We start from the raw sequence: 12768 nt of genomic DNA, 5'->3' as shown, positions 1-12768 counted from the left end.
TGGAGTAATTTAAAACATGGGAGCAACCTTTGATGATATATGGTAGAAAACAGGAAGATTCAAAAACTAAGGAAACTTGGGATTATGTGGCTTGTTATTATCCTATTGGAAATGTTTCAACTGAATATAATATGTTTTTTAACCATGAATACATATCAGAAGTTATTTTTACTGGTTACATAAATGAGGATGAAATTAAGTTGTGTGAAGATTTGAAATAATAATTCGGAATTTATAACTATAATAAAATATATATATCTTATTGGATATAATTTTTTATTATAGTTATTTTTATAAGTTTAATGGTGAAAATTTTATTGGGAATAGGAGGGGTAATGATGGTAAAAATTTTTAAAAATACAATTTTATTTGTTTTGTGTTTAATAATTCTTAGTGGTTGTTTTACAAGAGAGGGAACTATTGTTGGTGGTAAAGTTCATGGTTCTTCAGATAGTGTATCAGGTAGTATATCTGGAGATTATAGAAAATTTACTGGATCTGCAACTCAAGATAGGAAAGTTAAAAAAGGTGAGAATTGGATTTTTTCTTTTGATGATAAAACTAAACAAGGAACTATAATTGCTTATGTTGTGGATTCAAATGATAATACAATACTAGAGTTTAATAGTGGCGAAGGCGAAAAAAATATTAAAGTGCCTAAGGATGATACATATAAGGTTAAAATTAAAACGGAAGAACATGGTGGGGAATTTCGAATATCATGGAAAAAAGAAAAATAGTTTTTTGATTGAAAAAAGCATCTAAAGAATACAATGTATTTTTTAATCATAATTAAATCGATAGTTTATTTTTTAAAGGTTTTGAAACAGTTGAAGAGCTAGAGTTAAGAAATAAACTAGCAAAATTTTAATGAAAAGGTAGATTAATTATATGTTTTCAGGATTTCAATGGTTTCCTAAAAAATGGGGAAAAAGAAAAGTTTCAGAACAGTTTCATCAATCAAAGTTTGCTGATGAAGGTAAAGGTATTTTGATTACTATTTATGCTATAGATTTGTATTTTATATCTATTCCTTTAAAGGTAAAAAAATATAATTAGTTTTAATCATACATATATTCTTTATTTGAAGGTTGAGGTAGAACACAGGAAACCTTTTAAAGAGTCTGTATTGAATATTAAGTATATAATCGCGGTTCTCCTATAGTCAGTAAAGACTATGGAAAAGAAAAGAGAGAAGCAACATCATGAATATAGAATTACATTTAGATAAAGGAAGGATAGAAAAATAACAAAGGAGAGTAAAAATGAAGATTTGGGAATTAAAGAGTTCATTTGATGACTATGAATCCTTTCAACTATTGAATTTAGAAGAAGATTCTAAAAAGTATTTTGAAGGAAAAATTGACTCGGCAGTAAAAGCATCTGATTCATGGGGAGAAATACGTATTAAATGTGTAGAAGAAGGAAATCAAAGTAATTTTCCTCATTTTTGGGGAGAAGTTGGTACACCAATGGTTAGTGGGGAAGCTAAAAAATTCTTAGAGTCTATGCTTGGTGATAATGTAGAATTTCTTCCCCTAATTCATGATGTGACGGGAGAAGTGTACTATATAATTAACGTTCTAAATGCAATAGATGCCATTGACTATGAGAAAGCTATACTAAAGAAATTACGTTCTGGCTTAGTAATAGATTTCAAAAAATACGCCTTCTTACCTAATATGGTTAAGAACCAAACAATATTTAAAGTTTACTTAAATGAAATATTACATATTCCTTCCGTTTTTGTATCAGATGAATTTAGAAATACAGTGTTAGAAAGTGATTTAAAAGGTTTTGAATTTATAGAGGTATGGGATTCAGAAGCAAACATGTAAAAGAAAGTCCTAAAATAACTGATAGAAGTTGAAGCAATGGTTTACATTAACTAGACACTTACAAGATGGAGATAGTGCAGATATAACTTGGTCTATACCCAAATATAGTACCTATCCTAAAGGAGAATGAATACTCTTAGAAAGAAGTTTTTTATATGTGGAAAAATCTAATTTTAGAAATTGAAAAAATAGAGAAAAGTTTTAATGATAAACTGAATACACCCGCAACGGATAGTGAAGTTCAGAAATTAAGAGAACGCATGAAAGAGAGTTTTAATGTTGGCCTACCGAGTGAATATGAGGAGTTTTTTAAAACTGTAAATGGATTAGATTTTAACGGGCTAGTACTTTATGGAGTTGACTCTTATTTGTTAGATACAGAAAGGGACGAATCAATTTGCGGGCTTATAGAAACCAATGAGATTTGGTATGAAAATGAATTTCAAAAAGAGTATCTTTTCCTTGGAGATTCAAATATAGCATAGTTTTGTAAAAACATATCTGAAGGTACTTATTTAGAACTTGATAAACCATCTGGTACGGTAATGAACACATATAATGATTTTAATACAATGCTTGAGGAAGCGTTAAAAATAACCCTTCTTTAATAGGATGATAAAATTATAACTGTTTATCCAATGTATTAAAGAATGTGAGGTACTCAAAATGAAAGTAACTACTCAGCCCATAGTTAAAAATACAAGACAATATAGAGGTAATTGCTAAGAAGCACTCCTCCTAAGTTTCAGATGAAATTAAATGATTGAATATTTATATTTAAATAACCGTCTATTTATGCTTTAATATTTCTATGTACACAACTGGAATGATTAGGAAATTGTATTTAATATGTTTTAAGAAAGGGGAATGTTTTTTTATATGGAAACTCCAGAAAATCAATTTAAGCGTGCACTTAATCCTTGGTTCTCCATTTGGACAAAACCACGTGATACAATGAAAGAAATTTTTATATCCAAACCTAAGAATGTGTTTTTACTCATTTTATTAGGCTCATTCGTACAGACTTTAGATCGAGCATCTTCTAAAAATGTGGCGGATTCAATAAGTAGTCCATTTTCAATAATCTCAATAGTTATATTCGGTACCTTCGTTGCTTTCTTAATTTATTATTTTTTGCTACCAGCGTTATTTAATTGGGTAGCAAAAAAACTTGGTGGACAAGGTACCTTTGAAAAAACACGTTACTCAGTTGCCTATTCTTATATCCCTTACGTTTATTCTCTTATATTAGTTTGGTTGCCTTCATTTTTCTTGTTTGGGATAGAAAACTTTACGAGTGAGACACCGAAAATGGATAGTAGCATAACTTTAACGATTTTGTTTATTATTTTTGCCATAATTGATATAGTTATTGCAATTTGGACAATCATTATTTCCTTAAAATGTTTAGGAGAAGCACACCAATTTTCAGCATGGAAAGCATTATTAACAATAATAATATCCTTTATGATTATCATTCTTCCTTTAGTAATAATAGTATTTCTTATAGTAGGGGTTACAATCTTTTAATAATTTATTTGCTTCTTATGAACTTAGAGATTTAATTGAGGTTTGGGGACAAGCACAAAAAATGTATAAAAATAATAACTAAAAAATTAACTTTTATAAAAACATTTAAACTAAAATGCTTCTTAAGCGTGGGTCCAATAGCTCACGCTTTTTATTTCGGGTGACTATAACATTTATTTTTAAAATTTATAATCATGTTATTTATTACGGACAAACCTTCAAAGAATCTATTGGTGCTACAGCTAATTGAAGGCGTATTAACAATTTGAGAGTAGTTATTGATAAGAATGGAAATGTAATAGCTGTGTTCCTAAAGAATAAGAAAAGTTTAACATGAGTTTATTTTTTTTATTCGGGGAATATGGGCGTAATTGGTTATCGAGAAAAAATTCAGGAGAATAAAATTATGAAAAAAATAAACCATGAATTATTTGGTGAAATTGTGCACGATTTATATTGGAGCGGACAACAAAAGATAACTATTTTTGGGCAGGAAAAAATAGTTTCTTTAACTATTGATGGAGAAGAAGATGATTTAATTCCTAAAGTTCAAGAAGAAGCATATAGGAAGTTCATTACTGATATAAACAAACTTACAAAAGAAGCTGAACAAGCGATATTCGAGTATTATAAAGAAGAATATATGGAATATAGAGATATGGTAGGTGATGAATCTGCTGATAAAATAGCGCCGATTATAACAACCATTCAAGAACTAGGAAAATTGGTGGAACCTGTTGGGTTAATTATATTACCAGATTTTGAAGATGGAATTAGAAGAGTTGGATTAATATTCAATTGTACCTGGGAAGAGGACGGTGTCGGGGTGAAATTTGAAAATGAGCAAGTTGTAGAAGTTGGTTATCAAGACATCGTTATTTAAACTTCAAATTATGTGCTGTCACTATATCGAATAGAAGCTGGGTTTGTAAAATAACAATGGAACTACGTGTTTTTTCGTCATACAAAAACCTCTACATATAAGTAGAGGTTTTTAAATTGCATATTAGTGAATTATGCTTTTTCAAATAAACGAAGATACTAGAATACATAATTTTAACTAGACTTATTATTGGCTAGTGTATCCCCACCACCAAGCTCCGCCTCAATCTGCGAAGTCTTCGATGACTCATCCATACGCCAATACGTAATAAAGCTGATTGCGATACATCCAGCTACGTAGAAGTAGAATAGTGATTCCATTCCGATGCTCTTTAGCCATAAAGCGATGAACTCTGCAGTTCCGCCGAATATCGCAACTGTTAGAGCATATGGTAAACCTACGCCTAGTGCGCGAATTTCAGTTGGGAAGAGTTCTGCTTTTACAATTGCGTTAATTGATGTGTAGCCAGTAACGATAATGAGGCCGACCATCATGAGTAAAAATGCTACGATTGGTTCTGTCGTTTTTTCCATGAAGAAGAAGATCGGTGCTGTTAGTAATGTTCCGAGAATACCGAATGCCATTAATAGTGGGCGGCGTCCAATTTTATCGGATAATAGCCCTGCAATTGGCTGAAGTACGACGAATATAAGTAGTGCGACAAAGTTAATCCAGCTTACAACTTCTTTCGGAAGGCCGACTGTGTTTACCATGAACTTTTGTAAATATGTTGTGTACGTATAAAATGCAACAGTGCCTCCTAATGTTAGGCCGACTACTGTTAATACTGCTTTCGGATGTTTCATAAGAGCGCGAATGGTTCCTGCGCTTTCACGTTTTTGTGATTTTATGTTTGAGAACTGCTCCGACTCATCCATCGTGCGGCGAAGCCATAATACAGCTACTGCGCCCATCGCTCCAATAATGAATGGAATACGCCATCCCCAAGCTTTCATATCTGGTTCGCTTAGTAATTGCTGAAGAACAATTTGAACGCCTAACGCAACCATCTGTCCAGCAACGAGCGTTACATATTGGAAACTTGAATAAAAACCACGGCGTCCACTACTAGCCATTTCAGATAAATACGTTGCGGAAGTTCCGTACTCTCCACCAAGTGATAATCCTTGTAGTAAACGGGCAAGAACTAAAATAATTGGCGCCATAATACCGATACTTTCGTAACTCGGTGTACAGGCAATAATTAAAGAACCACCGGCCATAACCGTAATGGAGAGGGTTAATGCCGCCCGGCGTCCGTGCCGATCTGCATAGCGTCCCATTAATAAACTTCCGATAGGGCGCATTAAAAATCCAACTGCGAAAATAGCCGCTGTGTTTAGTAACTGACTCGTTGGATCGCCTTTAGGAAAGAACTCTGCTGAAAAATAAACAGCAAAAGCAGAGTAAACGTACCAGTCGTACCATTCAATTAAATTGCCGACAGAACCTTTGAAAATATTGCCGGCGACTCGATTAGATTTTGCTTGAGCCATAATAATTCCTCCTCTTGCTTATAAATAAAATGATAATTATGAAAGCGTGTTCATTATAGTTGAATTGTACTGTCTGTAGAATTAAATCTCAATATTGTGACAGTTTTATTCTTTTTGTACTTTATGTACATGGAGAGTTTTAATAGTTGCTTCCTTATTCGTTTTGTCATAATAATAGAAAAAGGAGATTGATAGTTTAGAATATTTTATCAAAGGATATGAAGTATGAAGAAATCACGCAAAGTGTCATTGCAAACGAAAATAGTAAGCTTAATTATTACGTTAATTTTATTTGTCGTTCTCCTGTTAGCGGGAATATTTGTTTACATTCAGTCCGTTGATACGAAGCACCAAGTGGAACAGTTAGCACTGCAAACAGCTAAATCTCTTTCTTTTATGCCAGCTATAAAAGAGGCTTTTCAAAATAACGAACATAAAAGTACTATCCAATCCATTGCGGAACAAGTTCGTGAGCAAGCTGGTGCGGATTATGTAATTGTGGAAGATCGCTATGGGGTTATGTATTCACATTCTAATTCGGAGTTGATTGGTACAAAGAGTAACAACCCGTATAACTATGAGGCACTTACTTTTGGTGGTTATTATACACTCGAAGGAAATGGTACAAGTGGTCCAGCCTTAATGGCAAAGGCACCTATTATTGTTCATAACGGAGACTACGATCAAGTCGTAGGCGTTGTGACAGTAGAGTTTTTAATAAAAGGTATCGAATCTAACATATTAAGCAGAACGAAAGAAATTATACTCTTTTCCTTAGCTGTATTACTAGCTGGAATTGTGGGTGGCATTCTTTTAGCACGTAGTATTCGTAAAGATACACTCGGTTTAGAGCCGAATGAAATCGCAGCGCTATACCGGGAACGAAGCGCGATACTACTATCTATAAAAGAAGGGATTATCGCCATTGATCAAAACGGTTTTATTACGATGATGAACACCTCAGCAGAAGAAATGCTTCATGTAAATGATGATTATATGCAGCAGCACATTTCAAAAGTTTTACCGGAATTTCATATGGAGAGAGTGTTAGAAAGCGATCAAGAAATCGCGTTTCAAGATAAAGTGTTTATTTTAAACATGACGCCGATACTCGAAAATAATAGTACGGTAGGCGTTGTATGTAGTTTTAGAGATAAAACAGAACTGCAAAACTTAGTGAATACGATATCTGAGGTAAGAAAGTATTCAGAGGACTTACGTGCTCAAACGCATGAATTTACAAATAAACTTTTCGTTTTATCAGGATTACTTCAGTTAGGGCATTACAAAGAAGCAATTGAATTTATCCAGCAAGAATCTAATATTCATCAAAGCCAAAACCATATTTTATTTCATCAAATTCACGATGCGAAAGTACAAGCTATTTTATTAGGAAAAATCGGAACAGCGTCTGAGAAGAAAATCGATTTTCATATTGAAGGAGATAGCGCGCTTCATCCGTTACCAGAACATATAAAAGTGTCGCATCTTATTACGATACTTGGAAATATAATCGATAATGCATTTGATGCGGTGAATGAACGAGAGGAAAAGAGTGTTTCCTTCTTTGTTACGGATATTGGACACGATATTGTATTTGAAGTGATAGATAGCGGAATAGGGATACCGGCAGAAAAAATAACGACCATTTTTCAAAAAGGATTTTCAACGAAAGGAAATAATCGTGGTTACGGACTAGCAAACGTGAAAGAAATGGTAGATCTACTAGGGGGAACAATTGAAATTCAAAACGAGAAAAACGGGGGAGCTATTTTTACAATTTACCTTCCGAAAACATTGAGAGAAAGTACATAACAAACAGGGGGATGGGCATATGTTGAAGGTTGCAATTGCAGAAGATGATTTCCGCGTCGCGCAAATTCAAGAAGAGTTTTTATCGAAAATAAAGAACGTAAAAGTGATTGGAAAAGCATTGAATGCGAAAGAAACGATGGAATTACTACAAAGAGAAGAAATCGATTTGCTTCTATTAGATAATTACTTACCAGATGGGATCGGAACCGACTTATTACCAAAAATCCATGCTGACTTTCCAAGTGTTGACGTCATTATGGTAACGGCGGCGAATGAAAACCATATGCTAGAAAAAGCGATTCGAAACGGCGTAAGCAACTACCTTATAAAACCGGTCACGTTAGAAAAATTTGTTCGCACAATTGAAGACTATAAAAGAAAGAAGCAACTATTACATAGTAACAATGAAGTAAATCAAGCGCTAATCGATAACTTTTTCGGTACTTCACAAACACAAGAAATGAAAAACTTACCGACAGGTGTTGATCCGCTAACACTGCAAAAAGTGAAAGGAATTATAAAAGGATTTGAAGAGGGCATTACAATAGAAGAAATGGGAGAACAAATGGGGGCCTCCAGAACAACCGCAAGAAGATATTTAGAATACTTAGTAGCGACCGGCGAATGCACAGTAGAGTACACATACGGCATTATCGGACGACCAGAACGAAAGTACCGAATAGGAAGAGGACTATGAAAAAACGATTATTACTATGTATATGGATCATGACAGGAGTAATAGCTGGTTGTTCCTCGGAAAAATCCCATACGAATAAAGTGAACATCGACAAATTAGAAATCGTTGCACCAAACGTTCAAGGAGCAGGATGGGACTTAACAGCACGGGCGATGCAAAAAATACTAACGGAAGAAAAAATCTTCACAAAACCAATCACTGTCACAAACAAAGTAGGTGGCAGCGGTGATGTCGGATGGAAATATACGAAACAAAAAGGTGGTCACGTACTGGCGATTAACTCAAGCTTACTCATAACGAACAACCTACTAGGCCACAGTAAACTAACATATAAAGACTTCACCCCGCTCGCAACATTAGCATCGGACTGGGAAGTCGTTGTCGTATCAAAAGACAGCACCATAGATAACGCAAACGAACTAATGGAACAACTAAAACAAAACAAGAAAAACTTCAAAATCGGCGTTGCCCCCGGCCTAGGAAACGACGATCACCTATCCTTCGTACAAGTAAGCAAAGCCTTCGGCATAAATCCAGCCGAACTACAATTCTTCGTCTACGAAAACAAAGAAAAAATCATAAACGCCCTAACGAACAAACAAATCAGCGCCGCAACCATGACCCTATCCGAAGCCGAAAAACAATACAAAGCCGGCAAAATAAAAATACTAGCCGTATCCGCACCAAAACGACTAGACCGACTCCAAGAAATCCCAACATGGAAAGAACAAGGAATCGACGTCATATTCCAGCACTGGAAAGGAATTATGGGCCCGAAAGATATGACGGAGGAAGAGGTTGCTTATTGGGATGGTGTGATTAAGAGGATGGTGGAGAGTGATAGTTGGAAGGGGATTTTGAGGGAGCGGGGTTGGGAGAGTTTTTATAAGGGGAGTGGAGGAATAAAATTCTTTCTCGATAAGGAAAATAAAATGTATGATGAATTGAGGAATGCAAGAGGAAAGTAGTGCACCATATAATGTTAGTTCCTTTTGGGGTATTAGCATTAGGATGAAGAAAAAATTGAGCTTGATTAGTTGAAAAAAGATTAGTTTCCTTAAAAATTAAAGTGAATTTCTGATGTTTTGTAATAATTATTCATTCATTATGTTCTTTAATTAAGACTAATAATTTAGTGGTTAAAGGGAAGCAATGTATATTGATAATTTCACTTGTTATTTGTCTATGTTTGTTATGGTGTGTTACATATAAAAATATATTATTGTTATAAATTTTACATAGCATGTTGGCTCTCATGAAAATTGGTAAAGTGAGTTAGTCTTTGGTATAATTTAAAAGCAAAAAAGAATCGTTCTTTTCGATTAAGTTGGTCATAAAGACTTGATTATTTTAAAAAGAACGATTTTTTTTTATGTAAAAAAGTTATAAAGTATGTTATCAACAGTTATAGGATAGGGAAATATATGAGTTATCTCTATCGTCAAAATATAGAATGTTTTTTATTTTTATATGATAATTAACGATTTTGTGAAAAAGGGTTAATTGAGCTGAAATAAACTAATGGTTTAGTAATAAATATTTTTAATAAGAAGGAGAAGTACAATTGAAAGTTATTGATTTATTTTGCGGTGCTGGAGGATTTTCAGAAGGATTTGAGAGAGCTGGTTTTGAAATAGTTAGAGCTTATGACATTTGGGCACCTGCAATTCTGACACATAATCAAAACCATGGGAATGGTAAGCAGATTGCTTTTAAGGGGGATATTTATGAAATATCCATGTTAGATAACGAAGAATTTGAGAAATGGATACCAGATACAGAGGTTATAATTGGTTCTCCGCCATGTATTGCTTTTTCAAACTCGAATAAATCAGGAAAAGCCGATAAGACTGAGGGAATAAAATTAATTGAGGCTTTTCTACGGATTGTTGCAAGAAAGATGAGCAAGCCCAATAGCAAATTAAAATATTGGGTTATGGAAAATGTAGAAAACTCTTTAGGATTTGTAGAAGATAATTATACAGCTGAGGAGTTAAGTTGGCCTGAATTAGGAGATTTCATATTAAATGTTCCCCAAAAAAGAATATTTAATATGAAATACTTTGGGGTTCCTACAAATCGAAAGCGTTCTATATGTGGCCTGTATCCAGATTTACAAGAATTAAATGGAGAGAAGGATATAATTACTTTAGGAGAAGTTCAAAAGGCGTTAGGTAAGCCAACTCCTCTAAGCTACTCTAATTCTTCTGAAATAGTTAAGGATCCTATCTATGGAATTGAAATGCTTAGTAAAGAATTAACAGATCATCATTATGTTAAAGAAGTGCCTTATTTTGAATGGATAAAAGCTAAACGCCAAAAACAGGATAAGGGCTATATGGGGAAAATGGCATTTCCTGAGAATAAGGATAAGCCTGCGAGAACAATTATGGCCACCTTGTCTGGATCTTCTAGGGAATCTATGATATTTAATTTAGAAGATTCTGAAAACAGGTACAGATTCCCAACTATTCGAGAAGTAGCGACATTAATGTCATTCCCAATTGATTTTCGATTTTACGGGGATAGTGATTCTGTAAAATATAGAATGATTGGCAATGCAGTAACTCCAAAATTCTCTTACGAAATAGCAAAGGTTATTCGTCAAAACCTAAATTATCAAATGTCTAACGATAGATTTTCAGTTCGAAAAAAATTTAATAAGGATATACTTTTTACAAATTTAAATGGGACTGTTTTTGATTTAAAGAAAGAAAAACCAAAAAAGTTTGAATCCAAGTATAGTTATCATGTACCATATATTATAGAGAAATCTTACAGAGTTGGTTTAGAAAACCAATTTTCTGATGGGGTTGTTCATTGGAAAACAAAAATTCATTATTCTCAGGGCAAAAATGCCAAAGTATACGAGAATATTTTTGTGAATTTATGTTTATATGAGCAAGAGGAAATATTAAAAATCACTAAATTTATAAAAAAGTATATTAGAGAAACTTATTCTTTCGAAAATATCCAAATTCAATATTGTAAAACCGTTGAAGATAGAGATGGCGTTGGACCGGATGAATTATTACAAGCTATTAAGGAATTTGTAGAATCTAATAACCAATTTGATAGATTTGTGTTTATCAAGGAAATAGGTAAAGAAATTTCTATGAAAATTGTTACGTCATATTATCTGTTAGAAAATATTTTAAAGGGGATTGAAGATGGCATCTAAAACAAAGGCATTAAGTGAAGATTTAAGAATAGAGAAACTAAACGAAATCAAAAAAAGTCAACCAATTATGACCGGTGTAAAGCTATTTTATAAGGGACAAGAAAGAAGATTTAATGTTTACCAAATACCTTTGGAGTATTTGGTTTATAACCCTTATAACGGAAGAATAGGTACGAAAGTAAAAACGTTTGAAGTAACTTCTCATAAGTTAAATCCTGAAAATCAGAATGATATTTCTATTATCGAACAATTTTTGTGGGATTCGAAGCATGATAGAAACAAGAAAACTTTAAAGAGTCTTTTGAAAATTGGTCAGCAAGAATATGGAATTGTCACTAAAAATGGCTATATAATTGATGGGAATCGAAGAGCCTCTCTTTTAAATAAAATAAATAATAATAAAGAGGAATATAGTAAAAATTATGATGTAAGACCTTGCAGTTACTTTAATGCTATTATCCTTGATGATAATGTTGGGCAAAAAGAAATTCTTCAGCTCGAAACTATGTATCAAATGGGGCGTGAGGAAAAACTTGATTATAACGCTACTGAGAAATATTTAAAATGCCAGCAGTTAAAAGAAGTAGGATATTCAATTGAAGATATAGCGGATATGATGGGAGAAGGAAGTTCTAAAAATATCCAGAAGTATTTGGATATTTTAGAGTTAATGGATCAGTACCTAGATTACTATGGTTATAATAATATGTATGCAATGTTAGATAAACGAGAGGGACAGTTTGTAGATTTAAATAATTATGAAAAAGCATATAGAAATCGAAGTGGAAACGCAAAAACGAACTGGAATCCTCAAGATGATGATATTTCTGAAATGCTGCAAATTAGTTTTGATTACATTCGTGCACAATATGAAGGGAAAGAATTTAGAAATATAGCTAAAAATGGGAAATCAACGGTTCCTCAAAGCTTTTTTGCTTCCAAAAAACTGTGGCAAGAATTTAGAGATAAACATTTTGAAAATGTTGAAGAAATCGAAGAAGATCCTATTGATGTGTTTTTATCGAGAGCGAATAATGATGAAGAAATAATTGATAGCTTAACTGAACGTGATGAAGAATGGACAAAGAAAGTTATTAAACCAATAAAAGAAAATTTAAAATACAGTAAAAGTAAGTTAGATAATATTCAACAAGCTGACAAACCATTAACACTGTTAGAACGAGCTAAAAATGCGTTGTTAGAAATTGATGAACATCAGGAAAGTTTATATAGTGAAGATGTATTAGCAACAATTAAAGAAATAAATAATTTAGCTTATAACCTTTCTAAAACGGTTAAGAAACAGCTAAATCAAACGGTGTGAATAA

General features: G+C 33.1%; 11 protein-coding genes and 2 pseudogenes. 12 read left to right on the top strand and 1 reads right to left on the bottom strand.

Annotation, left to right across the window (positions count from 1 at the left end; genetic code table 11):
* Positions 1 to 8: 8 nt before the first annotated feature.
* From BLT20_RS03180 to BLT20_RS03150, 7 genes and pseudogenes are all read left to right on the top strand, one after another.
* A pseudogene (locus tag BLT20_RS03180) lies at positions 9 to 221 on the top strand (DUF4176 domain-containing protein); the annotation flags it as partial.
* 117 nt (positions 222 to 338) lie between these two features.
* Entirely contained in the window at positions 339 to 740 is a 402-nt protein-coding gene (locus BLT20_RS03175) for a hypothetical protein (protein ID WP_000238711.1), read from the top strand.
* Positions 741 to 891: 151 nt separating this feature from the next.
* Positions 892 to 1059, top strand: coding sequence for a hypothetical protein (locus tag BLT20_RS30450; protein ID WP_000490950.1), 168 nt, complete (start codon positions 892 to 894; stop codon positions 1057 to 1059).
* Positions 1060 to 1265: 206 nt separating this feature from the next.
* Entirely contained in the window at positions 1266 to 1838 is a 573-nt protein-coding gene (locus BLT20_RS03170; protein WP_000707088.1) for an imm11 family protein, read from the top strand.
* 155 nt (positions 1839 to 1993) lie between these two features.
* Positions 1994 to 2446 (top strand): annotated as a pseudogene (locus tag BLT20_RS03160) (YrhA family protein).
* Positions 2447 to 2717: 271 nt separating this feature from the next.
* Complete coding sequence (locus BLT20_RS03155; protein ID WP_000449727.1) at positions 2718 to 3368, top strand: Yip1 family protein; 651 nt, start codon at positions 2718 to 2720, stop codon at positions 3366 to 3368.
* Positions 3369 to 3774: 406 nt separating this feature from the next.
* Complete coding sequence (locus BLT20_RS03150; RefSeq protein WP_000723511.1) at positions 3775 to 4251, top strand: DUF6985 domain-containing protein; 477 nt, start codon at positions 3775 to 3777, stop codon at positions 4249 to 4251.
* Between the two features lie 173 nt (positions 4252 to 4424).
* On the opposite strand, the gene BLT20_RS03145 is transcribed toward BLT20_RS03150, so the two are convergent.
* The gene (locus BLT20_RS03145) at positions 4425 to 5747 is read right to left on the bottom strand and encodes an MFS transporter (RefSeq protein ID WP_000035830.1); all 1323 of its coding nucleotides are present in this window, start codon (positions 5745 to 5747) and stop codon (positions 4425 to 4427) included.
* A gap of 225 nt (positions 5748 to 5972) precedes the next feature.
* On the opposite strand from BLT20_RS03145, the gene BLT20_RS03140 reads away from it, so the two are divergent.
* The 5 genes from BLT20_RS03140 (at position 5973) to BLT20_RS03120 (ending at position 12764) form a co-directional block, all read left to right on the top strand.
* Entirely contained in the window at positions 5973 to 7562 is a 1590-nt protein-coding gene (locus BLT20_RS03140) for an ATP-binding protein (protein WP_000749652.1), read from the top strand.
* Between the two features lie 19 nt (positions 7563 to 7581).
* A complete protein-coding gene (locus BLT20_RS03135; protein WP_000921568.1) occupies positions 7582 to 8259 on the top strand; it encodes a response regulator in 678 nt (225 codons plus the stop codon).
* Positions 8256 to 9227 (top strand): tripartite tricarboxylate transporter substrate binding protein, encoded by a 972-nt coding sequence (locus BLT20_RS03130; protein ID WP_000746623.1) that lies wholly within the window; start codon positions 8256 to 8258, stop codon positions 9225 to 9227. Before BLT20_RS03135 ends, BLT20_RS03130 begins: the two co-directional genes overlap by 4 nt.
* A gap of 596 nt (positions 9228 to 9823) precedes the next feature.
* Positions 9824 to 11440: a DNA cytosine methyltransferase gene (locus BLT20_RS03125; RefSeq protein ID WP_000862953.1), complete on the top strand. Its 1617-nt coding sequence runs from the start codon at positions 9824 to 9826 to the stop codon at positions 11438 to 11440.
* Positions 11430 to 12764 carry a hypothetical protein gene (locus tag BLT20_RS03120; protein ID WP_000157331.1) on the top strand — a complete coding sequence of 445 codons (1335 nt, stop codon included), beginning with the start codon at positions 11430 to 11432 and terminating at the stop codon, positions 12762 to 12764. The genes BLT20_RS03125 and BLT20_RS03120 overlap by 11 nt, the downstream gene beginning before the upstream one ends.
* The last annotated feature ends 4 nt before the right edge of the window (positions 12765 to 12768 follow it).

This window comes from Bacillus sp. cl96 (assembly GCF_900100505.1).
Lineage (GTDB): Bacteria > Bacillota > Bacilli > Bacillales > Bacillaceae_G > Bacillus_A > Bacillus_A cereus.
This window is presented reverse-complemented; position numbering and strand designations above follow the sequence as displayed.